Here is a 22,459-nt window from a genome sequence, read left to right as displayed (position 1 = left end):
ACGGCCGACGTGGAAGCCGGCCCGCCGGAAGCGGGCGATGAATCAGCTCGTCATGCCGATGCCGGCGAGGACGATGCCGGCCGGGCGGCGCGACCGGGGTCGTGGCCGCGTCGAGGCCCGTGCCCGTGGTGCCGCGCTCGCGGCCGGCGCGGCGCTGGCCGGCACCGGGCGCCGCACCGTGCCGGTCGCGGCGGAATATCCGATCATCGGGTAGGTCCGCGCACGCGCGCGTCGCCGGAGGTCACGCGCGCGGGAAGGTGGTCATCCGGGTCCGCGGCCGACCCGGGCGGACGCGCGCGCCGCGCTGCGTGGTATAAAAATCCCGGTATAGAAATACCACGCACGGATAGGGAGTCTGTCGTGATCGAGCTCAAGTCGGCCGACGAGATCGACCGGATGGCGGTGACCGGCCAGTTCGTGGGGGAGCTGCTGGCCGAGCTGAGCCGGGTCGCCGCGGTCAGCGTCAACCTGATGGACGTCGAGCGCCACGCGCGGCGGCGGATCGAGGAGCGCGGTGCCGAGTCGTGCTACTGGGACTACGCGCCGTCGTTCGGGCGCGGCCCGTTCCGCAACGTGCTGTGCCTGTCGGTCAACGACGCGGTGCTGCACGGGCTGCCGCACGACTACGTGCTGCGCGACGGCGACCTGCTCACCATCGACATGGCGGTCGGCATCGACGGCTGGGTCGCCGACTCCGCGCTCTCGTTCGTGGTCGGCACGCCCGACCCGGCGGACCTGACGCTGATCGAGGCCACCGAGGTCGCGCTGGAGGCCGCGATCGCCGCCGCCCAGCCCGGCGGCCGGCTCGGCGACGTCTCGGCCGCGATCGGCGAGGTCGCCCGCTCGTACGGCTACGGCGTCAACGGCGAGTTCGGCGGGCACGGCATCGGCCGCACCATGCACGAGGACCCGCACGTGTCGAACAGCGGCCGGCCCGGTCGCGGCATGAAGCTGGAGCCCGGCCTGACCATCGCGATCGAGCCCTGGTTCTGCCGTTCCACCGATAAGATCCGGTACGACGCGGACGGCTGGACGATCCGCTCGGCCGACGGCTCGCGCACCGCCCACTCCGAGCACACGGTCGCCATCACCCCGTCCGGCCCGCGCGTGCTGACCCGTCGTCCCGCGCCCGAAACCACCCCCGCGGACTCCACCGGACGGCCGGCCGCGGCCGCCTGACCGGCGGATCTGCCGCAGTCGGACGGCCCGGGACGCTCAGAACGCGCGCCGGGTGGCCGATGGTGCGGACATGTCGTCCGGCCGGGGAACGGGCTGGCGCGGTGCCACCGTGCTCGCGTCCGCCGTCGCCGTGCTCGGCGTCGTGCTGGCGCTGGTGGCCGGCGGCGTGGTCGCGGCGGGTCAGCGGGACGCGGCGGCGGAGCAGCTCCGGCAGCGGTCCAACGCGATCGCGACCCGGGTGGCGGCCGAGGCCCGGCGGTACACGGACGCGGTGTCGCTGGTCGCGGCCTCGCTCAGCGACCGGACCGCGGTGACCGGGCGCGAGTTCCGGACCGCGGTCGCGCCGGTCGAGCGCATGCGGCTGCCCGGCGCCACCGCGATCGCGTTCCTGGCGCCGGTCGCGCGCGGGCGGGTGGCCGAGGCGCAGCGGCGGTGGCAGCAGCGCGGCGCCACCGGGCTGAGCCTGCGGCCGATCAACGTGGCCGAGCCGGAGCACTACTTCTACGTGTTCGACGCGTCGCTGGACGGCGGCCGGGAGCGGATGGCCGGCGTCGACGTGTCCGCGTCCCGGGAGGCGGTCGTCGCGTTGCGCGGCGCCCGGGACGGCCGGCGGCTGACCGTGTCCGACGCGTACTGGCTGCTGCGCGACGCGGACGTGCCGGTCGAGGTGCGGCAGCTGTCGTTCGTGGTGACCGCGCCGGTCTTCACCGCGCCGTCGCCGGGCGTGCGCGAGTTCGCCGGCTGGGTGGTGATGGGCATGCGCGGCCGGGACCTGCTGGCCGGCGCGCTGGACACCGGCACGCCGGAACCGGTCGACGTGACGCTGCGGGCGACCGTGCGCGGCGCCCGGGCCGAGGTCGCGTCGCTGCCCGGAGCCGCGACCGGCGCGCGGGACCTGACCGGCGGCGCGCACATCAGGGTCGGCAACCGGGCCTGGTCGCTGCGGTTCGCGGTGCCGGCCGCGGCGCTGGACGGCTCCCGGCGCGGCGTGCCGGCGCTGCTGGCGACGGCCGGCTCCGCGGTGTCGGTGTGTGTCGCCGCGCTGATCTGGGCGCTGGCCACCGGGCGGGCCCGGGCCCGCGCGCGGGTGGAGACCGCCACCCGCGAGCTGCGTGCCTCCGCCCGGGCGGTGGAGGCGCAACGCGCGTACCTGGTCCAGGTGCTGGATCTGCTGGATCTCACGGTGGTGACCTGCGACGCGTCCGGCGCCGTGGTGCACATGAACCGCAGCGGCCGGTCCCGCTTCGACGGCCCCGCCGTGATCCACGTCCGGGACACGATCGAGCCGCTGGGCCTGAGCAAGCCGGACGGCACACCGCTGACCGCGGAGGAGGCGCCGCTGCTGCGCGCGCTGCGGGACGAGTCGGTGCAGGCGGAGGAGATCGTCCGGACCATGCCGGACGGCACGGTACGCCGCCTGCTCGCCCATGCGCGGGCGCTGCGCGACCCGGACGGTGCCATCGTCGGCGCGGTCTCCTGCGCCTACGACGTGACCGCGCTGCGCGAGCGGGAGGCGGAACTGGCCGCGTTCGCCGGCATCGTCGCGCACGACCTGAAGAATCCGCTGGCCATGGTCATCGGCTACGTCGACCTGCTGCTCGACGAGCTGTCCGACGCGCCCACGGTGACCGAGGAACAGCTGCGCACGCTCTCCCGGGTCGCCGCGACCGGCCGCCGCATGCGCCGCCTGATCGACGACCTGCTCGGCATGGCACACGCCCGGGACGGTGCGCTGCGGCCGGCCGACGTGGACCTGCGCGCGATCGTCGACGACGTGGTCGCGGAGCGCCTGGCCACCGCCGGCGACCCCGCACCGCAGGTGTACGTGGGCCCGCTCGCGCCGGTGCGCGCGGACGCCGGCATGCTGCGCCAGGTGGTCGACAACCTGATCGGTAACGCGATCAAGTACACGCCGCCCGGCCGTCCCGCCCGGGTGGACGTGACCACGAGCGCGCTGCCGGACGGGCGGGTGCGCCTCGAGGTGGCCGACCGCGGCATCGGCATCCCGCCCGGCCAGCACGCCAAGGTCTTCAACGACTTCCATCGCGCGCACGCGGCCGACGGCTACGCCGGCACCGGCCTCGGGCTCGCCATCTGCCGCCGCATCGCGGAACGCCACGGCGGCACCATCACGGTGGAGGACAACCCGGGCGGCGGCTCCCGCTTCTGCGTCACACTTCCGGCGGCGGCGGGCGAGGTGCCCGCCGCCACCCGCGAGCCGCGTCGGGGCAGGGTGACCGAGCCGGCCATGGTGGCCTCGACGGAGCCGCCGACAGTGGTGCGGTAGTGGTGGAGCAGGCGGGGCCGCTGCCTCGTTCCAGGTGAGCCGCGCGGCGTGCCCGCTGATGCTCTCCAGAGGGGCAGCGCGCCGCCGCGCCCGACGGCCGCCTGGCCATTGATCGCGCCGGCCGCCGCCGCAGCACGAACGCCACCGTCGCGCGGCGTCAGCCGGTGGCCGGGCGCAGGGCCGCGTGCTCGGTGAGGGCGTCGTGCAGCGCCGCGCGCTCCGGGTCGGTGTAGGCCAGGAACCAGACCGCGCGCAGCCGTGTCGCCGGGTGCGCGACGAGGTAGTCGGCGGCGGCCGTCACCAGGTCGGTCGCGGTGGGCGCGAGCGCACCGCCGGCCACGCCGGTGCCGAGCATCGGCACCAGGATGCTGGTGGCGCCGTCCAGCCGCTCGGCCAGCGAGAGCGCGTTGTAGACGCACGCGCCCACCTTGCGCACCTGGCGGAAGCCCGCGCCCGGCTCGCCCTGGACCGCGGCGACGTGCACGATCCAGCGGACCGCGTTGCTGGCGGTCAGCGCGCCGGCGCCGGTGGCGAACGCGGCCGCCGGCGCGACCGGGCTGACGCCGCCGACCGCGCGGGCCAGCTCGTCCGCGATGACGTCGTGCACGACGTGGCCGCCGGCGTCCCGGTGCGAGCCGTGGTAGCGGATGATGCTGGACACCGAGAAGTCGTTGATCCGCGCCATCTCCATGTCCGTGTTCTCGCTGTTGACCCAGACGTCGGCGTCGTGAATCTGCATGATTCCGCCGGACCGTATGCCGATCGTGCAATTCGGAGCGTCGTCCCCGCGCAGCCGGAACGCGCCCGGCCGGGCCCGCTCCGGAATGGACGGGCCGCGCCACAGCCACGCGTTCTTCCGATATTCCTTGGTCTCCACCTCGACCGGTGAGAAATCGTCGGCCGAAAGGCCGGAATGACGCTCCCGAATGGCGTACGAATGGAGCTGGTCGGACACCATGACCGCCAGGTCGGCGCCGGGACGCCGGTCGAGCGCGCGGCGCAGCGCGTCGCTGTCGACCAGCCGGCCGGCCTCCACGACCGCGTCGCCCGAGAAGCCGATCGCGGCCGGGCCGAGCGGTCCGATCACCACCGCCATCCGGAGCCGCATGCGGTCGCGGTAGCGGCGGTTGTCCTCGGCCAGCGTCTCCACCGCGGATCGCAGCAGCCGGGCCAGCGCGCGGTGCACCTCGACCTCGGTGGGCAGGAAGACCACGATGCCGTCGCCGGTGCCGTGGTGGTGCGTGTCCCCGATCCGCAGGTCCAGGTCGGCCAGCACCTCGTCGGTGAAAGCGGTCACCCGATGCTGGAGATCCACCTTCTCCCGCGCGGACCGGCGGCTGTAGCCCGCCACGTCGACGACGAATCCCATCCGCACCGAGGCACTGAACGTCACCACACCCCAATGTAGATCCGCCCGGGACCGTTCAGCCAGCCCGCGCGGCCGGGCGGGCGTTCCGGTGCGCCCGTCCATTCGATTCATACCGGATCGGGTGCGTGATTCATTACCAGGGATCGCCGACACCGTATGGGAGAGGCTCATGACATATTCCGTATCCGCGCCACCGTTCCCCGACGATCCGGTCACCGCGACCCGGCACCTGTGCGCGGCGGCCTATCTGGACGACGAGTTCCGCGACGTCACGCTCGGCGAGGTCTACCACCAGCCGCGGCGCATCGTGGCGCCGTCGCACGGGTTCAACCTGGTGCCGGTGATCGCGCACTGCCTGCGCGCCCGCAACATCGCGATCTGGCGCGACGCCGCGATCGTGGTCATGCTCGGCCTCACCCTCTGCCTGTCCACCACCGTGCTCGCGTACGTGCTGCTAAACCTGGTCAGCGTGCAGCTCACCGTGTCCGCCTGGCGGTTCGTGCGGGACACCGTGCGCCGGCTGCGCGACGGCGTGGGCGCCGACCCGAGCCTGCTGCTGCTCCGCGGCGGGCTGCTCTTCGCGGCCTGGGGCCTGACCACGGCGCTCTCGCTGTACCTGACCGTCGCGCTGATCGCTCAGGCGGCCGGCGACCTCGGCCAGGTCAGCCCGGCCGACCTGGAGTGGCTGCAGGTGCGGGCCCGGGTGACGGCCGGCGCGGCGCTCATGGTGACCGTGCTGCTGTTCGCGGTGCCGGTCGCCTGGTCGCTGTGGCGGCAGTGGGAACTGGACGGGTTCCGCCCGGGGACCGTGCCGACCGTACCGGTGGACACGCCCCGGCTCCGCGAGATCAACCGGCAGCAGTTCGCCAACACGGTCGTGTACGGCGGCTTCGAGCCGTACGTCGGCGCCGGCGGCCTCGTCGAGACGTGGGGCTTCGCGCAGCGCCTGGTCCGGCCGCTGCCCGACCCCGCGACCGCGCGCGCGGCCGAGCTGGGCATCGTGCCGGACGAACTGACCGAGCGCTCGCGGGAGTTCGAGCGGCCGCCGTTCGAGGCCGAGGAACTGGTCGCGCACCTCCGCGAGCACCTGCACGGGCTGGTCGCGGTGCCCGGCCGGGACGCCGAGGAGACCATCGCGGGGCTGACCGTGCAGGACACCGTGATGCTGTCCGGGACCGAGGTCAGCCACCTGGCGCCGTACACCGGCCCGGAGACGATGAGCGCGGTGATCCGGCACCCCACCACGCCGGCCCGGCACGCGCTGGCCTGCCGGGTGGTGTCCTGGGGCGGCGAACTGGTCACGTCCGTGCACGTCCACGTGGCGGTGCAGGGCAGGTCGCTCTACCTGGAGCTGACCACCACCGCGCTCGGCCCGTGCGACGACCGGTACCGCGTGGTCTCGCTGGTCGGCGGCACCGGCGCGGCGGCCTGGGCACGGGCGCTGTGGCGCGGGCTGGCGGACACGCCGCGGACCGTGGCGCGGGCGCCGCGCCGGCTGGTGCGCGCCCTGATCCAGCTGGTGTCGTCCAGCGGCGGGCCGGTCGCGTTGCAGGTCGAGCGCGGCTACGACTACGGCGCCCGGATCGGCGTGCGCGAGCTGGGCCAGTCCGGCACCGCGCGGAACCGGGTGCAGCTGCAGGACGTGGACAGGTTCCAGCGGCTGATCGAGCGCCGCACGCTCGCCGCGGTGCTGGACTTCCTGGACGCCAAGGGCGTGGACACCACGGAGTACCGGCAGCGCGCCGACTCGGTGCTCAACATCTCCGGCTCCAACATCGTCACCAACAGCCGGATCGAGAACTCCTCGCTCGGCGCGAAGTCCGGTGGAGGCCGTCCGTGATCAGCGGGTCGAACATCGTCACCGGCAGCGCGATCAGCGGCTCGCGGTTCAACGCCGCCGCCGGGCCGGGCGCCGGGCCCGCGGCCGATGCCGAGCCGGAGGAGCCGCGGACCGACCTAGGGGTGATCACCGTGCTGCCGCAGGAGCAACACGCGGTGGTCACCGCGCTGACCGGCGGCCACGCCAGCCGCCCCTCGCCCGGCGGACCGCAGTACTACGAGGCGTGGCTGCCGGTCCCGCGGCGACCGCCGATGCGCGTCGTGGTCTTGCAGACCCTGCGGCCGGGTACGGAGTCCGCCGCGCTCGCCGCCCGCGAGCTGAGCACCCGGTTCCGGCCCGCGGTCGTGCTGCTGGTCGGCATCGCGGGCGCGGTCGCGGACTGGGTGCGGGTCGGCGACGTGGTGATCTCCGATCAGATCATCGCCTACGACGCGCGCCGCGAGACCGCGGGCGGCCCGAGGGTGCGCGGCTGGGTGCAGACCGTCCGCGGCGAGCTCGGGCACCGGCTCAACGAGTTCGACGCCCACCACCGGTACACCCCGCACGATCCGCGCTTCCGCGTCTTCCGCGGCCCGGTCGGCTCCGGCAACGCGGTCGTCACGGACCGGGACTCGCACATCCGCACCTGGCTGCGTACCGTCCACGAGAACGTGCTCGCGGTGGAGACGGAGGCGGCCGGCGCGGCGCAGGCGTTCCACGAGGCCGCCGGCGACAGCACCCGCTACGGCTGGCTCACCATCCGCGGCATCTCCGACCTGGCCGACGCCACCAAGCCCTCGGCCGGCGACCACCACGACCTGGCGGCCCGGCGTGCCGCCTCCGTCATGCTGGGCCTGGCCCCATACCTGGACTTCCGTCCCTGAGCCCGGTCACCGGGGGCGGGGGCCGGCGGGACCAGGCCAGCACCACGTGCACCCGGTCGGGCACCCCCAGCTTCGCCAGGATGCTCGACACGTGCGCCTTCACCGTGTAACGGCTGATGTCCAGCCGCTGCGCGATCTCGTCGTTGGACAGGCCCCGGCCCACCAGGTCGCACACCTCTCGTTCCCGCCGGGAGAGGTGACGCACGGCGGCGTGCAGGCGCTCGTCCTCCCGGCTCGGCAGGGCCGGGCCGAGCGTCTCGATCAGGCGGGCGGTCGCCTCCGGGGCCAGCACCGCCTGCCCGGAGGCGACCACGCGGATGCCGTCGCGCAGCCGCTCGCTGGGCGCGTCCTTGAGCAGGAAGCCGCTGGCACCGGCGGACAGCGCCGCGTACACGTAGCTGTCCAGGTCGTACGTGGTGAGCACGAGCACCCGGGGCGGCCGGCCGGCCGGCGTGGGCGGGCCGGCGACGACCCGGCGGGTCGCCTCGATCCCGTCCATCACCGGCATCCGGATGTCCATCAGCACCACGTCGGGCGCCAGCCGCCCGGCCATCGTCACCGCCTCGGCGCCGTCGGTCGCCGCACCCACGACGTCGAGGTCCGGCGCGGCGCCGATCAGCCGGGTCAGGGCCTCCCGCAGCAGCCGCTCGTCGTCCACGACCAGCACGCGGATCGAGCCGGGCTCGGTCATGCCGGGCTCCGCAGCGGGAACGTGGCGGTGACGGCGAAGCCGCCGTCGGCCGGCCGGGCCGACAGCGCCCCGCCGACGAGCTCCACCCGTTCCCGCATGCCGATCAGCCCGAGCCCGCCGCCGGCCTTCGACGGCGGGCGGGTCGCGCGCGCGTTGACCACCCGCACGGTGAGCGCCTCCGCGGCGTACGTCAGGGACACCGCAACCTCGACCGGCCCGGCGTGCCGGGCCACGTTGGTCAGCGACTCCTGCACCACCCGGTAGACCGCCTGTCCCACGCTGGCGTCGACCGGGCGCACCGTGCCGTGGCGTTCCAGCCGCACGCGCGGGCCGCCCTCCCGGTCCACCGCCACCAGCGCGTCCACGTCGTCCAGGCCGGGCAGCACGGCGAGCGGATGGTAGCCCGGCAGGTCGGGGGCGGTCCGCAGCACCCCGAGCAGGCGGCGCAGCTCGGCCAGTGACTGGCGGCCGGTCCCCGCGACCCGCTCCAGCGCCGCCCGCCACTCGGCCGGGTCCCCGGTCTCGGCCGTGGCGTCGGCGTCCAGCACCATCGCGGTGACCGCGTGATTCAGGATGTCGTGCAGTTCCCGGGCCAGCAGCAACCGTTCCCGCTCGGCGGCGCGCCGTTCGACGGCCGCCCGCTCCTCCTCCAGCCGGCGCGAGTACCGCCGCAGTTCGCCGAGCCGATGGAAGTCGTGGGCGTTGAGCCGGCCCACCACCCAGAACCCGGCGAACATCGCGATCAGCGCGGCGGCACCGGGGAGCACGTGCCCGGGCCGTGGACCGCTGATCAGGTTCGCCGCCGCCAGCACCGCGAGCAGCACGGCGCCGAAGGCCAGCCCGATGCGCTGGTGGCGGCGGCCGGCCCAGGCGCCCAGTCCGCAGACCGCGGCCATGACGCCGACCAGCAGCTCCATGTCGACGACGATCAGCACCGTCTCCAGCAAGGCGACGATCACCAACGTGGCCAGCGGAGACCGGCGGCTCCGGAGCAGCGCCACCGACTGTCCGGCGACGAGGCAGGCCAGCAGCCACACCGGCCCCTGCACGTCGCCCTCCAGCACCGGCCAGATCGCCGCCAGCGGCGGCAGGCCGACCAGCAGCGCGGCGCTCAACCGCTCCAGGCGGACGCGATCCTCCGTCGTGCCGGCCGGCTCCGGATCCAGCGGTACGTCAGCCAGAACCCCGCGATGATCCAGGGAAGCAGCCCGGCCGTCCAGCTCAGCAGGATCGGAGGACCGGGACGGGGACCGACCGGCAACGCCAGCGTCCCGGTCGAGGCCCCCTCCGGGCCGTGCAGGGTGAACTCGAACCGCCACATTCCCTCCTCGGGCAGCGCGACCGCGTCCAGGCCCCAGACCCCGTAATCCCGCGGGTGCCGGACCAGCGTCATCTCCTTCTCGCCGGCGAGGCGGCTGGCCATGCCCAGCGCGGTCACCGCGCCGCCGGGGGAGACGGCGCGGAGCGTGCCGCGGCGTCCCTCGATGCCACCCGCCGGCTCGAACGTGAAGTCTAGCGATCTGGTGGCGCGCAGCGGCCAGTCGCTGAACGAGGCGGTCATCGTGGTGCCGCCCAGCGTCATCGTCTCGCTGTGCACCCGCTCCGGCTTCGGCACGGCCGCGGCGGCCGGGGTGGCCGCGGACAGCAGCGCGACCGCGGCGGACATCATCACCAGGGCGGTACGCGGCCACCCGGTCCACATCGAACGGCGGCTCATGCGACGGCCACCTCCGGTCGCGCCGCGCGCAGCAGCGCCGCGTTCTGCCAGCCGACCCAGCACAGGCCGGCGCCGGCGGCTCCGGTCAGCGCCAGGTGCAGGACCGTAGCGATGGAGGGGCTGCTCATCAGCACCGTCTGGGCCACCACCGTCAGTGCGGTCAGCGCGCCGACCGCCAGCATCGCCACGCGCGGCGTGAGCCGCCGGCGCCGGGCCGTCCGTACCGCGGCCGCGAGCAGCAGGGCGATCAGCGGAAACAGCAGCGGGAGCGCGAGCGCCGCGATGGGTATGCCCGGCGCGTTGTCCCGCATGCGCAGATCGATCGCGTCGGCGTAGACCCGGGTGGCCCACGGCGGGAACAGGAACGTCAGGCCGAGCAGCACGACGTAGGCGGCCCCGATGGCCGCCAGCCAGCGGGCGGACAGGCCGGCGCCGACCACCATGCCGACGACCCAGGCCGTACCGGCACCGAGACCCAGCACGTTCAGCGGGATGCCCAGCGGCTCGCCGTCGACGCCGATCGCGGCGCTCGCGACGAACAGCGAGATCGCCGCGGCCAGGCCCCACCGCCCGGACCGTTCGCCGCGCAGCCCGAGGAACGCCAGCACCACGCCGGCTATCTCCAGCTGCATGCCGAGAAACAGCCCGAAGTGTGACGGGGTCTCCTCGAGGATGTCGAAGCCGTAGACCTCGTGCCACCAGAGGTCCGTGGCGCCGTAGAGCAGATGCGCGGCCGCGCCGAGCCCGGTCACCAGGAAGGCGATCGGCGCGCGGAACGGCCCGACCGGGACGGTCGTGCCGGCGGACGCCTCCGGGCGGCGGGTCACCAGCAGCACCACGGCCAGTGAGCAGAACCCGAGCAGGGCGGAACCCGCGTAGAACATCAGGTGTGGTGCGGTGTAGAACGTGTCCGGGCCCACGTCGACGTGCCACTGCCCGTCCCACGCCACGCCGAACCACAGCAGGGTGTAGGCGCCCAGCAAGGTCCATGCGCCTCTGCGTTCGATCACTCGTTTCCTCCTCAACGGTCGACCGTGACCGCGATGCCGACGACATCGGATCCGGTATCGGTGTCCACTCGGACGTCCATCCGCCACGCCCCCGGCATGGTGAAAAGCTCCCCGTGCACGCGGAAGCGCGCCGGGCCCAGCGGCTCCGCCGCCCGCTCCGCCGTGACGTGACCCATCGCCGGCATGACGGCGGAGACCGCCACCGCCCGGACGGCGACCGGCCCGCCGTCGCGCCGCGACAGCTCGATCTCCACGCCGATCACGCCGGTGGCCGCCGGGTCGAGCCGCGCGGCGACCATGAACTCGCGTCCGCCGCCGGTCAGCGGGGCCGGGTCCGGGCGGCCGGCCCGCACCACGCCGAGCACGGCCAGCACCGCCGTGACGGCCAGCGCGATCAGCCCGGTCACGGTCCGCGCGCTCACGGTGCGACCTCGACCACGTACGGCACCGTCACGATCCGCAGGTCCCGGGCGTACTGCAGCCACACGAAGTAGCGCCCCGGCTCGGGGAACGTGAACGCGAAACGCAGTCGCGGCTCGAACGCCGCGACGGTGTCGTCCGGCACGGCGCCGCCGGCCGCCATCGACGCCTGCTCGTGCGCGTGCCCGAGGAAGTCCCCTCGCTCGGTGCGGACGATCAGGTGGCCGGCCATGCCCAGCCACGGCTGCACCCGCCCCGGCCCGGTGTCGATCTCGATCTGCACCGGCCGGCCGGCGACCACCCGCCCGGGGGTCGTCGGCAGCGTCGCCGGGGTCTCCGCCTCGGTGCGCGCCGCCCCGGCGACCTCGAAGCGGCCGGAGACGAGCTGGCCGCCGGAGTCCTCGCGCTCGAACTCCACGTCCACCCGGTACGGACCCGGCCGCGCGCCGCGCAGCCGCATCTCCAGCTGGCCGGCGGCCGTGCGCCGGGGGTGCAGGTGGTGGAGGCTCGCGCCGTCCACGGAGGACACCACCGCGTGCGCCAGTGCCTGGTGGTGCGGCACCAGGTCGTCCACCGGCCGGCCGGTCGAGGAGTCCAGCAGGGTGAACCGCAGCAGCAGATCCGCGCCGGCCGGGACCGCGGTGAACCGGGCCTGCACGTACGGCCGGCCGGCCGGCTCGGCCGCCCCGGCCGGGTCGGCCGGCGGCGCCACGGCGAGCGTCGCCGCGACGACCAGCGCCATCCCGCCGGCACCGCCGAGCGGCAGCGCAATCCGGCGCGGGCCCAGGCCGGCCGCGGCCAGCGCGCCGATCAGCAGCAGCGCCGCCGCCGCGAGCGCACCGCTCGTCCACAGCTGCGCGGCCGACGCGCGCGGAAGCAGCACCTGGAAGGGCAACTGGGAGAACTCGTCCCCGGCGCGCAGCTCCAGCCAGTGCGGCCCGCTCTCGCCGACGGTCAGGGCGACCGGGTACGTACGCGCGGCGTCCCGCTCCAGCCGGGCGGACCCGGTGGCGACCGCCGTCGACGTGGCCGACCGGACCGTCACCTCGATCGGCAGGGCGCGCACCGGGACGTGCGGGATGACGTCCACCCGCAGCGGCCCGGGCACCTCCGTGGCGCGCCGGATCGCCAGCGTCAGCTCCATCCCGCCGATCGTCTGCGCCAGCAGCGTGTCCGCGGCGACGGCGGGCGCGTGCGCGACGGCCGGCGCGCCGCCCGCGGCGACGGTCACGGCGACGAACGACGCCGCGAGGAGAAGTCGGAGAAGCATGCTCCAGACGGTAGGAATCCGGCCGGGCCGGTGCGTAGGGCGCGGGGCGGAGCGGGACTAGTTCCCGGGAACGAGGCTCAGCGGAGCGTCCGGACGTCGGCGGCCGGCAGGTCCTTCTGCCACCAGTGCCCGTACCGGCTGTAGACCTCGGGGTCGCGGCCGGCCAGGAACGCGATCAGCGACCGCGCCTCGCCGGTCAGCCCGTGCCACGCCGGGTCGTCGAGCGGGCGGAACGCGGTCACCTCGATGCCGTCGCCGGTCGCCCGCCAGACGCCGGCGACCTGCCCGTCGACCAGCACGGCCGGTAGGACGTCGCCGTTCCGGCGGAAGATCACCGGACGGTACGCCGGGGGGACGACGCGGCTGCGGTCGGCGTAGGCCAGCAGGATGCTGTCCCACATGGGCAGCAGCCGCGGCGGCGCGGGCGTGTCCTCGTCCGGGATCTCGCCGCCCGGCACGTCCAGCAGCTTCGCCTTCGCCGGGCCGGTGAACCGGATCAACCGGTCGCCGAGCGCGTCGGCCGCGCGCCGGATCGCCGACTGGGTCATCAGCGTGAACTGCCCGATGTCCTGGAGCGTCGCGGGCCCGAAGCCCTCCAGGTAGCGGAGCACGAGCGCCTGCGCCGCCTCCTCCGCGGGCCGCGATCCCCGCGCCGCGACGTAGGTGGCGGGCGGCGGGCCGAACGCCCACGGCCCGCCGGTCGGCACGTGGTGCAGCGGCGCGAACGTGCGCAGCGCCCACCACACCCACCGGCCGGGCACGCCTGATCGCTCGGTCAGCATCGTCTCGATGTCCGTACCGGTGCGCGGCGTGGCGGCGAACTCGGCCAGCGCGGGCAGCAGCGCGTCACCGTCCACGTCGGACAGCCCGGTGGAGGTGTAGCGCTGGTCGTAGAGCCGCCCGTCGCGCAGCCGCGGCGCCATCGCGCCGTGCAGCACCGGCCAGTCGTCCGCGTGCGCCGCGTGCAGCGTCATCCGGATCAGCGTGGCCCGCACGACGGTGCCGTCCGCGTAGGCGGCGTCCAGCGTGGCCGGATCGAAGCCGGCCAGCCGGTTCCACAGCGCCAGGTACGGCGAGGCGGGGGACTGCGCCTGCAACGCCACCACCCGGCGGACGCCCTCCGGCGTGGACAGCGGCGCGCGGGCCAGCAGCAACTGGCGGGCGAGGGCTGCGCGGTTGAGGGACCGGGTGGTGATCGTCGGCGTCGTCATCGGGACAGTGTTCCGAACCGCGGGACGTCGCGGGGCCAGAAATCGGTTTCACCGCGACATCTATCGTTCATCGTGGACCCCGAGGCGGCGTACCGCCCGGTCATGCCGTACTCCCACGGGCTTCCGCGGCGGTCTTCGCCGAGCCCACATCGTTGCCAGCGCCGGTCTCGGAGCCGGGACACCGGCCGGCTGCCCCGAACGGGCGCTCCGGTCACCGCATCCGGGGCGGTGCCCCGTGCCGGCCGAGACCGGGACGGGGCACCGCGATGTGCCGGACGTGCCTGACGCGTCAGCTCAGGCAGGGGGTGGTGGGTGCCAGCCAGCGGTGCGAGCGGGTGAAGACGCCGCTGGAGCTCGTCCACGAGTCGCCGCGCTGGAACAGGAACAGGTAGCCACCACTGTAGTTGGCGTTCCGGTACAGGCACACGACGTCGTACGCCGTGCTCTGACCGTTGTTGTATGCCGCGCGGACCGGCTGCGTGCCCGACCAGGAACAGGCGACGGATCCGCTGCGCCAGTCGGCGTCGGCGTTGGTCCAGGTGCACCGGTTGCTGGTGCCGCCCGTGTTGGGCCAGACGCAGACGTTGCCGGACGGGCAGGACAGCGCGAGGCGCGCGGCCAGCTCCGGCGAGGCGGGCGTGATGTCCGCCGCGCGGTCGGCCGCGACGGCGGCACCGGCGGAGCCGGCCGAGGACGGTTCCGCGGAGGCGGGGCCGGTGGTGCTGAGCACCAGTGCTCCGGCCAGCGCCAGCGCGCCCAGAGCACGCTGGAGGATGCGATTCATGCGTTGTACCCCGTTTCGTCGTATGGACGATTCCAACGTGCCGAAGGCCCTCGACGCCGAAACGCTCCCATGCGAGAGCGCACGCCGTAATCGACTGTCCTCGATCTGACAGGGGTCGGCGCTCGCCGCGTCGCCGGGCCGGTCAGGGGGTCGGGCCGTGGTGCGCCGCGGAAGTAGACGCGCTCCGTCGCCGGGACAGGCCGGCGCACAGGTGGCGGCGGCCGGCGGTGGCCATTGTGGATTCGCTTGCGACGAGCGTTCTCGTTCGTGCGGGTGGCCACGGAGAGCACACCACCGGCCGCCGGCGCGCGGCGTCCGGTCGGCGGAGCCGTCCGCGTCGCGGGCCGCGCGGACCGAGGAGTGCTCGGCCGAGCGGATCGACGTGCGCAAAGACGGCGGCGCCGGTCCCGACGGCGTCACCGCCGCACCGGATAATGCCGCCATGACCGACCTCGACCCGTGGAAGAACCCGCCCGCCGTGAAGGCCGGCCGGGTCGACCCGATCGGCTCCGGCGCCGCCTCGCTCGGCACCGGAATCCGGCTCGCCGACCGAATGGGCCCGGCCCTGACCGAACTCGCGGGCTCCTGATGGCGACGGCCGGCGAACTGTCCGCCAGCGCGGTGCAGCGGCGGATACTGCGCCGCCAGCGCACCCGGATCGGCGTGAGCGTGGTCTTCCTGTGCTCCCATCAGGCCGCCGAGGCTCTCGTCCCGGTGATGATCGGCGTGGTCATCGACCGCGCGGTCGACACCTCCGACGCCCGCGCGCTCCTGCTGTCGCTCGCCGGCCTGGCGCTGCTCTTCACCGTCCTGGCGTTCTCCTACTTCTTCGGCGCCCGCCTCGGCTACGCCGCGGTCGAGCACGAGTCGCACACCACGCGCGTGGAGATCGCCCGGCGCGCGCTCGACCCACGCGGGCTGCGGGCCGGGCTGCGCGACGGCGAACTGCTCTCCGTCACCGCCACCGACGCGGAGCTGTCCACGCTCGTGCTCCGCGCGGCCGGCGTGGCGGCGGCCGCGATCACCGCGCTGGCCGTCTCCGCGACCGCGCTGCTGGTCGTGGACGTGCCGCTCGGGCTGGGCGTGCTGCTCGGCGTACCGCTGGTGGTCCTCGCCCTGCAACGGCTCGCGCCGCTGCTCACCCGGCGCAGCGAGGCCCAGCAGGAGGCGCTGGCCACCACCACCGCGCTCGCGGTCGACCTGGTCTCCGGGCTGCGCGTGCTGCGCGGCATCGGGGCACAGGACCACGCGGCCCGGCGGTACGCGGCGGCCAGTTCGCACGCGCTCGGCGTCACGCTGCGCGCGGCCAACACCAAGGGCCTGCACCTGGGCCTGACCACCGCGGTGAACGGGCTGTTCCTGGCGGCCGTGGCCGGCGTGGCCGGGTGGCTGGCGCTGCGCGGCCGGCTGACCGTGGGCGAGTTGGTCGCGGTGATCGGGCTCGCGCAGTTCATCGCGGAGCCGGTGCAGACGCTCGGCTGGTGCGTGCAGCTGTTCGCCACCGCGAAGGCGTCGGCGACCCGGGTCGGGCGGGTGCTCGGCGCGGCGCCGCTGGTCACGCCCGGGTCCGCGACGCCCGGCGAGCCGGCGGAGACGCGGCTCGCGCTGGACGGCGTCGCATACCGCAACCTGGACGGGGTGTCGCTGACCGTCGGCGCCGGGGAGATCGTGGGCGTGGTCGCCTACGACCCGCGCGACGCGGACGCGCTGGTCACGCTGCTGTCCGGGCGCGTGCCGCGGGAGGACTACCGGGGCGCGGTACGGATCGACGGCGTGCCGGCCGAGACGCTGACGCTGGACGCCGCCCGGGGCGCGCTGCTGGTCGAGCAGCACGACGTGGCGCTGTTCGAGGGCACGCTCCGGACGAATCTGGCCGCCGGCACGGCCGCGGACGGCGACGAGCCCCTGCTGGGTGCGCTCCGCGCCGCCGGCGCGGAGGACGTGGTCGACGCCCACCCGGACGGGCTGGACCGGGTGCTGACCGAGCGCGGCGCGAACCTCTCCGGCGGGCAGCGGCAGCGTGTCGGCCTGGCCCGCGCGCTCGCCGCCGACCCGCCGGTGCTGGTCCTGCACGAGCCCACCACCTCGGTCGACGCGGTGACCGAGGGCCTGGTCGCGGACGGCCTGACCGCCGCGCGTGGCACCGCGCCGCGCGGCACCCTGGTGATCACCAGCAGTCCCGCGCTGCTGCGCGCCGCGCACCGGATCGCGGTGCTGGACGGCGGCCGCGTGGTCGCCGAGGGAACCCACGACGCGCTGGCCGCGGCCGACGCCCGATACCGGGAGGCAGTCCTGCGATGAGCGAGCTCGCGCGCGAATCATCAGCTCCAGCGCCGGCCACGCCGGAACCGCAGCAGGCGGCGGAGCCCGGGATGAGCACCACCCACCTGCTGCCCACCGCCACCGGCCGGGAGGCCTGGGCCGCGGTCGTCGCCGAGTTCCGCCGGCTGCCCGGGCTCAGCGCCGCCGCGGGCGTGCTGCTGGTCGCCGCGTCCGCGTCCGGCCTGATCGCGCCGTGGGTCCTCGGCCGGCTCGTGGACGACGTGATCGCGGGCGCCGGCACCGACCGCGTCCTGATGTGGGCGGGCGTGATCGCGGCCGCCGCCGTGGTCGCCGGCGTGCTCACCGCCGCCGGTGCCGCCGCCGCGGCGCGGCTCGGTGAGACCGTGCTGGCCCGGCTGCGCGAGCGCGTGCTCGACCGTGCGCTGCACCTGCCGTCCAGCACGCTGGAGCGGGCCGGCACCGGCGACCTGGTCGCGCGCGCCGGCGACGACGTGGCCGTGGTCACCAACGCGATCACCGGCATCGGACCGCTGATGGTCGGCGCGCTGCTCACCGTGGTGCTCACCGCGGGCGGGCTGTTCACGCTGGACTGGCGGCTCGGCCTGGCCGGGCTGGTCGCGGCCCCCGGCTACGTGCTGGCGCTGCGCTGGTACCTGCCGCGGTCGACGCCCTACTACGCCCGGGAGCGGATCGCCACCGGCGAGCGGTCCCAGGCGATGGCCGGCGCGCTGCACGGCGCCGCCACGGTCCGCGCCTACCGCGCCGAGGACGCGCACGTGGCGCGGATCGCGGACCGGTCGGCCGCGGCCCGGGACCTGGGGCTGACCGTGTTCGGGGTGTTCACCCGGTTCGGGCTGCGGATCAACCGGGCCGAGTTCGTCGGGCTCAGCACCGTGCTGATCGCCGGATTCCTGCTGGTCCGCGCGGACGCGGTCACGGTCGGCGCGGCCACGGCGGCGGCGCTGTACTTCCACCGGCTGTTCAACCCGATCGGCCTGATCCTGCTCGAATCCGACGCGGTCATGCAGGCCGGCGCGAGCCTGGCGCGACTGGTCGGGGTGGCGTCGCTGCCGCCCGTACCGGCCGCGGCGGATCCGGTCGTGGGGGACCACGACGCCGCGCTGAGCGTCACGGTGCGCCGGCACCACTACCAGGACGGCCCCACCGTGCTGGAGGACGTCACGCTCACGCTGGCGCCGGGGGAGCGGGTGGCGCTGGTCGGGGCCAGCGGCGCGGGGAAGAGCACGCTCGCCGGGATCGCGGCCGGGATCATCCCGGCCTCGGACGGTGCGGCGCGCCTGCGCGGCGTACCCCTGGAAGACCTCGGAGAGATCCGGGTACGCAAGGAGATCGCGCTGGTCAGCCAGGAGGTGCACGTCTTCGCCGGCCCGCTCGCGGAGGACCTGCGCCTGGCCCGGCCGGACGCGGACGACGCCGAGATCGAGAAGGCGCTCGACCGGGTCGGTGCCACCGGCTGGCTGCGTACGCTGCCGGACGGCCTGGCCACGCACGTCGGCGAGGGCGGCCACCGGCTGACCGCCGCGCAGGCCCAGCAGCTCGCGCTGGCCCGGCTGATCCTGGCCGACCCGGCCGTCGCCGTGCTGGACGAGGCCACCGCGGAGGCGGGCAGCGCGGGCGCCCGTGACCTGGACCGGGCCGCGGCCGCCGCCACCGAGGGCCGCACCACGCTGATCGTCGCGCACCGCCTGGTGCAGGCCGCGGACGCGGACCGGATCCTCGTCCTCGACCACGGCCGCGTGGTGGAGCAGGGCACGCACGACGCCCTGCTCGCCGCCGGCGGCCGGTACGCGCACCTGTGGCGGTCCTGGAACGGCGGGGTCTCATGACCGCGGAGCGCCGGAGCCCTACCGCCGGTACGGTTTCCCGATCTTGTCGAGCTGGGCGGTGCCGCAGTCGGGCAGCGCCCGGTCGCGCTCGCCGGAGCCGCCGTCCTCGAAGTAGACCTGCGGGACCACGCCCCAGTGCGGGGGATCGTCGGCCAGCGTGAGCGCCCAGTGCCCGGTGCGCACCGTCCCGTCCAGCGCGATGGGCTCGCCCGGGAGCTGGCACTCGAAGTACTGCCGTGCGCCGGTGTGCTGGCGCAGTTCGCCGGCCTCGGCGCCGGGCCGCGCCGCGTCGAACACCGGGATGGTCGAGTCCGGCCGCCACCGGTCCATCACGCATCGATACGCCAGCTCCGGGATTGTCGGGTAGGGCTCGTACTGGCAGGACGTGCCGGCGCGCCCGCCGCCCCGCGGCACCAGCCACACCAGCGCGACGATGGCGATCAGGCTGACCGACGCGGTCCCCAGCACGGCGTACCTGCCCGCGACACCGACCGGTCCGGACTCCGGATCGCCGCCGCCGCGCAGCGATCGCACCGTCTCCAGCGCGACCAGACTCGACACCAGCGCACCCAGCGCCAGCGCCCACGTCCACGACCAACTGGCCGTCACCACGTTCGCCACGATGCCGATGCCCACGCCGACCAGCACGGACGCGGCGGCACCGACGGCATGCCCGACCCTGCGCGACACAGGCGTCCCCCTTCATCCATGCCTATGGATGAAGGTTAGCGTCGGCGGGCCGGCCGCCGCGGCCGTGCGATCCGTGATCCGCCAGGCCGGCCGGAGCCGTCCGAGGACCTCACGCGGTGAGCTGGTCGTGCAGGCCGTTATCGGTCATCGGCATCAATCCTTCCGGGGCGTTCCCCGTCAGACTTCCGCGAGAGAGACGCGCCGTCCCTCGGCGGCCGATCGGACGATCGCGTCCAGGAGCCGGTGACGCCGGACGGCGTGGGCGAAATCCGGGGCGGTCGTGGTGCCGTCGACGAGATCGTTGTGGATCGCCGCGTACGTGTGCGCCAGGTTGTGCATCGGTGTCCCGGCCAGGTGTGGGTAGTCGTCGTCCCGATCGGGCGGTAGCAGTCGCGTCAGCGGGGCGCGACCTCGTGTGCCGAGCACCGTGACCGGCCAAAGGTGCGGATATCCGTTCGCGGAGCTGATCTCGAGGGTTCCCTCGGTACCGTCGATGATCATGGAGAACCCGGGTCCGGGGACCGTTGCGCCACGGTGATGGACGGAGAGGATCGCCCCGCCGGGCAGTGTGCCGGAGACGGCGATCTGGTCCTCGGCGGTCATCGGCACCGTCTGCCCGGTGCGGCCGAGCGGAACGGCCGGGCGCCGGGTCGCCGTCGTGGCGACCACGTCCCGCAACTCGCCGACGATCATCGACACCACGTCGATGGTGTTCCCGAAGGCGATGGTGAGCATCGTGGCGCCGAGCGTGCGATCGAGGGTGTATCGCATGCGCTCGGAGACCGGGCTGCCCCACTCGACCGATGACGCCAGCACCGTCGCGGACAGCACGTCCCCGACGTACCCGTCGGAGACGAGGCCGGCCAGCCAGCGGAGGGTGGGCGAGGAGCGTCCATGAAGGCCGATGAAGGTGCGCGTGTGGCCGGCGGCGCCCGCCATCTCCTCGGCCTCGGCCAGGCCGACCGCGAAGGGCCACTCGCTGAGCACGGGGACTCCCGCCCGTAGCGCGGGCAACACCAGCTCACGGTGCCGGGGCACCTTGACCGCGACGACCACGAGATCCACGTTGTCGTCCTTCACGAGCTGCTCGACCGAGGCGTAGCCGGGCACTCCGAACGCGGCGCTCGCGGCGGCGGCCGACGCGTGGGAACTCGTCGCCAGGGCGGTGAGCTCGATCCCGTCGACCGCCGACAACGCGGGCAGGTGCGCCCCGGCCGCCCATCCGCCCGACGCGCTCAGCCCGACGATCCCGACGCCGAGCGGGGCGGTCACGCCGGCCACGCGACCAGCGCCGTGTCGACGATCTCGTCGAGCGTGTCGGGCCCGAGCCCGTTGGCGGCCTGGACGGCGATGCCGAACGCCGTCGTCATGACGTATCGGGCGAGGCGTCCCGGGTCGGCGTCACGCGAGAGATCACCCTCCTCGACGGCGCGCCGGAAGCGCGCCTCGAGCTGGTCGCCCGCGTCGATGCGCCAGCCGGCCAGCAGGTCGTGCGCCGGCCGGCACTGCTCGCTCACCGCCAGCGCACCCTGCACCGACAGGCACCCGGCCGGGCTTCCGGGCGCCGTCGTGGTCCGGACGGCTCCGCGGAGGAACGCCTCGGCCACCGCGCGCGCGGTCGGCTCCCGCAGGGCGCGTGTCGCGTAGGAGGCGGGCCCTTCGGCGTAGCGCTGCACGGCCTTGCGGAAGAGCTGCTCCTTGTTGCCGAAGGCGGCGTACATGCTCGACTTGGTGATCCCCATCGCGCCGGTCAGGTCCGTGAGGCTGGTGCCGTCGTATCCCCGCGCCCAGAACACCTGCATGGCTCGCTCCAGCGCCTCGTCGAGGTCGAACTCCCGGGGGCGGCCGAACGCCGTGCTCTGGGATCCACTCATGACGGCATCCTCCTCGATCCGGGTCGGCGGGCCCGGGTGACCAGCTTCCCGAGCGACTTTACTACCAATCGGTCCAGATGTGCTAGCGTTCTGGACCGACCGGGACTTAAGTCGGTCGCGCTACCACAGGAAGAGGATCACCACGATGAGAACCACCTCGCTCGGCGGGCTGGAGACCTCCCGCATCGGCCTGGGCGCCATGGGCATGTCGGCCTTCTACACCGGCGCCGGCCAACGCGACGACCAGTCGATCCGCACCATCCGGCGGGCCCTGGACCTCGGCGTCACGCACATCGACACCGCCGAGGCGTACGGGCCCTACGTCAACGAGGAACTGGTCGGCCGCGCCATCCGGGGACGCCGGGACGAGGTGGTGCTCGCCACCAAGTTCGGCCACATCTCGCACACCGGCCGCCCGGGCAATGACAGCACCCCGGCCAACGTCCGGCTCGCGGTGGAGGGGTCGCTGCGCCGCCTCGGCACCGACCACCTGGACCTCTATTACCAGCACCGGGGGGACGGGGACACGCCGATCGAGGAGACCGTCGGCGCGCTGGCGGAGCTGGTGGCCGAGGGCAAGATCCGCCACATCGGACTGTCGGAGGCCGGGCCCGCGACGATCCGGCGGGCGCACGCCGTTCACCCGATCGCCGCGGTGCAGTCCGAGTACTCGCTGTGGGCCCGCGACCCCGAGGCCGAGGTGCTGCCGGTCCTGCGCGAGCTGGGCGTGGGTCTCGTACCGTACTCCCCGCTGGGCCGCGGGTTCCTCACCGGCGGCATCCGCTCGCTGGACGACCTCGACGCCGACGACTGGCGCCGTACCAACCCGCGCTTCGCCGGCGGCAACCTCGAACGCAACATGCGCATCGTCGACGAGGTCCGCGCCGTCGCCGCCGACGCCGGGGCCACGCCCGCGCAGGTCGCGCTCGCCTGGCTGCTCGCCCAGGGCGACGACGTCGTCCCCATCCCCGGCACCACGCGCATCGACCGGCTGGAGGAGAACGCCGCCGCCGACCAGATAAGCCTCACCGACGGCCAGATCGCCCGGCTGCGCAACCTCGCGCCGGCCACCGGCGACCGCTACGACGAAGCCAACATGGCCGCCGTCGACCACTGAGCCGATC

The 22,459-nt window shown here is 74.7% G+C and carries 21 protein-coding genes; 9 read left to right on the top strand and 12 right to left on the bottom strand.

What is annotated here, in order from left to right; all coding sequences use genetic code 11:
- Positions 1-37: 37 nt before the first annotated feature.
- The 3 genes from J2S41_RS15970 (at position 38) to J2S41_RS15960 (ending at position 3,466) form a co-directional block, all read left to right on the top strand.
- Positions 38-214: a hypothetical protein gene (locus tag J2S41_RS15970; RefSeq protein WP_310368516.1), complete on the top strand. Its 177-nt coding sequence runs from the start codon at positions 38-40 to the stop codon at positions 212-214.
- A gap of 146 nt (positions 215-360) precedes the next feature.
- A complete protein-coding gene (gene map, locus J2S41_RS15965) occupies positions 361-1,179 on the top strand; it encodes a type I methionyl aminopeptidase (RefSeq protein ID WP_310368515.1) in 819 nt (272 codons plus the stop codon).
- A gap of 70 nt (positions 1,180-1,249) precedes the next feature.
- Positions 1,250-3,466, top strand: coding sequence for an ATP-binding protein (locus tag J2S41_RS15960; RefSeq protein ID WP_310368514.1), 2,217 nt, complete (start codon positions 1,250-1,252; stop codon positions 3,464-3,466).
- Positions 3,467-3,623: 157 nt separating this feature from the next.
- On the opposite strand, the gene J2S41_RS15955 is transcribed toward J2S41_RS15960, so the two are convergent.
- On the bottom strand, positions 3,624-4,859 hold the full coding sequence (locus J2S41_RS15955) for a macro domain-containing protein (RefSeq protein ID WP_310368512.1): 1,236 nt from the start codon (positions 4,857-4,859) through the stop codon (positions 3,624-3,626).
- Between the two features lie 145 nt (positions 4,860-5,004).
- Between J2S41_RS15955 and J2S41_RS15950 the strand changes: the two genes are divergently transcribed.
- Both J2S41_RS15950 and J2S41_RS15945 read left to right on the top strand, forming a co-directional pair.
- A complete protein-coding gene (locus J2S41_RS15950) occupies positions 5,005-6,675 on the top strand; it encodes an AbeC-like domain-containing protein (protein ID WP_310368511.1) in 1,671 nt (556 codons plus the stop codon).
- Positions 6,672-7,538 carry a 5'-methylthioadenosine/S-adenosylhomocysteine nucleosidase family protein gene (locus J2S41_RS15945; protein ID WP_310368510.1) on the top strand — a complete coding sequence of 289 codons (867 nt, stop codon included), beginning with the start codon at positions 6,672-6,674 and terminating at the stop codon, positions 7,536-7,538. Before J2S41_RS15950 ends, J2S41_RS15945 begins: the two co-directional genes overlap by 4 nt.
- On the opposite strand, the gene J2S41_RS15940 is transcribed toward J2S41_RS15945, so the two are convergent.
- From J2S41_RS15940 to J2S41_RS15905, 8 genes are all read right to left on the bottom strand, one after another.
- Positions 7,498-8,229 carry a response regulator gene (locus tag J2S41_RS15940; RefSeq protein WP_310368509.1) on the bottom strand — a complete coding sequence of 244 codons (732 nt, stop codon included), beginning with the start codon at positions 8,227-8,229 and terminating at the stop codon, positions 7,498-7,500. The two genes, J2S41_RS15945 and J2S41_RS15940, sit on opposite strands and share 41 nt — an antisense overlap.
- Entirely contained in the window at positions 8,226-9,344 is a 1,119-nt protein-coding gene (locus J2S41_RS15935; protein WP_310368507.1) for a sensor histidine kinase, read from the bottom strand. The genes J2S41_RS15940 and J2S41_RS15935 overlap by 4 nt, the downstream gene beginning before the upstream one ends.
- Positions 9,341-9,946 (bottom strand): hypothetical protein, encoded by a 606-nt coding sequence (locus tag J2S41_RS15930; RefSeq protein ID WP_310368505.1) that lies wholly within the window; start codon positions 9,944-9,946, stop codon positions 9,341-9,343. The genes J2S41_RS15935 and J2S41_RS15930 overlap by 4 nt, the downstream gene beginning before the upstream one ends.
- Positions 9,943-10,956 (bottom strand): hypothetical protein, encoded by a 1,014-nt coding sequence (locus J2S41_RS15925; protein WP_310368504.1) that lies wholly within the window; start codon positions 10,954-10,956, stop codon positions 9,943-9,945. The genes J2S41_RS15930 and J2S41_RS15925 overlap by 4 nt, the downstream gene beginning before the upstream one ends.
- 11 nt (positions 10,957-10,967) lie before the next feature.
- The gene (locus J2S41_RS15920; RefSeq protein WP_310368501.1) at positions 10,968-11,378 is read right to left on the bottom strand and encodes a hypothetical protein; all 411 of its coding nucleotides are present in this window, start codon (positions 11,376-11,378) and stop codon (positions 10,968-10,970) included.
- Entirely contained in the window at positions 11,375-12,646 is a 1,272-nt protein-coding gene (locus tag J2S41_RS15915; RefSeq protein ID WP_310368499.1) for a DUF8832 domain-containing protein, read from the bottom strand. Before J2S41_RS15915 ends, J2S41_RS15920 begins: the two co-directional genes overlap by 4 nt.
- 77 nt (positions 12,647-12,723) lie before the next feature.
- A complete protein-coding gene (locus J2S41_RS15910; RefSeq protein WP_310368498.1) occupies positions 12,724-13,857 on the bottom strand; it encodes a winged helix DNA-binding domain-containing protein in 1,134 nt (377 codons plus the stop codon).
- A 289-nt stretch (positions 13,858-14,146) separates the two neighbouring features.
- Entirely contained in the window at positions 14,147-14,641 is a 495-nt protein-coding gene (locus J2S41_RS15905) for a peptidase inhibitor family I36 protein (protein WP_310368497.1), read from the bottom strand.
- Between the two features lie 442 nt (positions 14,642-15,083).
- Between J2S41_RS15905 and J2S41_RS15900 the strand changes: the two genes are divergently transcribed.
- The 3 genes from J2S41_RS15900 (at position 15,084) to J2S41_RS15890 (ending at position 18,771) form a co-directional block, all read left to right on the top strand.
- Positions 15,084-15,230: a hypothetical protein gene (locus tag J2S41_RS15900; protein ID WP_310368496.1), complete on the top strand. Its 147-nt coding sequence runs from the start codon at positions 15,084-15,086 to the stop codon at positions 15,228-15,230.
- Positions 15,230-16,942, top strand: coding sequence for an ABC transporter ATP-binding protein (locus J2S41_RS15895; protein WP_310368494.1), 1,713 nt, complete (start codon positions 15,230-15,232; stop codon positions 16,940-16,942). Before J2S41_RS15900 ends, J2S41_RS15895 begins: the two co-directional genes overlap by 1 nt.
- A gap of 71 nt (positions 16,943-17,013) precedes the next feature.
- On the top strand, positions 17,014-18,771 hold the full coding sequence (locus tag J2S41_RS15890) for an ABC transporter ATP-binding protein (RefSeq protein WP_310376390.1): 1,758 nt from the start codon (positions 17,014-17,016) through the stop codon (positions 18,769-18,771).
- Positions 18,772-18,789: 18 nt separating this feature from the next.
- Here J2S41_RS15890 and J2S41_RS15885 read toward each other — a convergent pair whose 3' ends face one another.
- The 3 genes from J2S41_RS15885 to J2S41_RS15875 form a co-directional block, all read right to left on the bottom strand.
- A complete protein-coding gene (locus J2S41_RS15885) occupies positions 18,790-19,461 on the bottom strand; it encodes a hypothetical protein (protein ID WP_310368493.1) in 672 nt (223 codons plus the stop codon).
- A gap of 177 nt (positions 19,462-19,638) precedes the next feature.
- Positions 19,639-20,733 carry a Gfo/Idh/MocA family protein gene (locus J2S41_RS15880; RefSeq protein WP_310368491.1) on the bottom strand — a complete coding sequence of 365 codons (1,095 nt, stop codon included), beginning with the start codon at positions 20,731-20,733 and terminating at the stop codon, positions 19,639-19,641.
- Entirely contained in the window at positions 20,730-21,335 is a 606-nt protein-coding gene (locus J2S41_RS15875; RefSeq protein ID WP_310368489.1) for a TetR/AcrR family transcriptional regulator, read from the bottom strand. The genes J2S41_RS15880 and J2S41_RS15875 overlap by 4 nt, the downstream gene beginning before the upstream one ends.
- A gap of 145 nt (positions 21,336-21,480) precedes the next feature.
- Here J2S41_RS15875 and J2S41_RS15870 point away from each other — a divergent pair, with 145 nt between their 5' ends.
- Positions 21,481-22,452 carry an aldo/keto reductase gene (locus tag J2S41_RS15870; RefSeq protein WP_310368487.1) on the top strand — a complete coding sequence of 324 codons (972 nt, stop codon included), beginning with the start codon at positions 21,481-21,483 and terminating at the stop codon, positions 22,450-22,452.
- Positions 22,453-22,459 lie beyond the last annotated feature (7 nt).

It is taken from the genome of Catenuloplanes atrovinosus, from assembly GCF_031458235.1.
GTDB classification, from domain to species: Bacteria; Actinomycetota; Actinomycetes; order Mycobacteriales; family Micromonosporaceae; genus Catenuloplanes; species Catenuloplanes atrovinosus.
Note: the sequence above shows the minus strand (reverse complement) of the source record. Positions and strands in the feature narration are given on the sequence as shown.

Bases quoted from the DNA above. Each gene is read 5' to 3' on its own strand.
- J2S41_RS15940 (WP_310368509.1), bottom strand. From the start codon at position 8,229: ATGACCGAGCCCGGCTCGATCCGCGTGCTGGTCGTGGACGACGAGCGG.
- J2S41_RS15930 (WP_310368505.1), bottom strand. From the start codon at position 9,946: ATGAGCCGCCGTTCGATGTGGACCGGGTGGCCGCGTACCGCCCTGGTG.
- J2S41_RS15870 (WP_310368487.1), top strand. From the start codon at position 21,481: ATGAGAACCACCTCGCTCGGCGGGCTGGAGACCTCCCGCATCGGCCTG.
- J2S41_RS15890 (WP_310376390.1), top strand. From the start codon at position 17,014: ATGAGCACCACCCACCTGCTGCCCACCGCCACCGGCCGGGAGGCCTGG.
- J2S41_RS15950 (WP_310368511.1), top strand. From the start codon at position 5,005: ATGACATATTCCGTATCCGCGCCACCGTTCCCCGACGATCCGGTCACC.
- J2S41_RS15895 (WP_310368494.1), top strand. From the start codon at position 15,230: ATGGCGACGGCCGGCGAACTGTCCGCCAGCGCGGTGCAGCGGCGGATA.
- J2S41_RS15900 (WP_310368496.1), top strand. From the start codon at position 15,084: ATGACCGACCTCGACCCGTGGAAGAACCCGCCCGCCGTGAAGGCCGGC.
- J2S41_RS15905 (WP_310368497.1), bottom strand. From the start codon at position 14,641: ATGAATCGCATCCTCCAGCGTGCTCTGGGCGCGCTGGCGCTGGCCGGA.
- J2S41_RS15915 (WP_310368499.1), bottom strand. From the start codon at position 12,646: ATGCTTCTCCGACTTCTCCTCGCGGCGTCGTTCGTCGCCGTGACCGTC.
- J2S41_RS15970 (WP_310368516.1), top strand. From the start codon at position 38: ATGAATCAGCTCGTCATGCCGATGCCGGCGAGGACGATGCCGGCCGGG.
- J2S41_RS15960 (WP_310368514.1), top strand. From the start codon at position 1,250: ATGTCGTCCGGCCGGGGAACGGGCTGGCGCGGTGCCACCGTGCTCGCG.
- J2S41_RS15875 (WP_310368489.1), bottom strand. From the start codon at position 21,335: ATGAGTGGATCCCAGAGCACGGCGTTCGGCCGCCCCCGGGAGTTCGAC.
- J2S41_RS15910 (WP_310368498.1), bottom strand. From the start codon at position 13,857: ATGACGACGCCGACGATCACCACCCGGTCCCTCAACCGCGCAGCCCTC.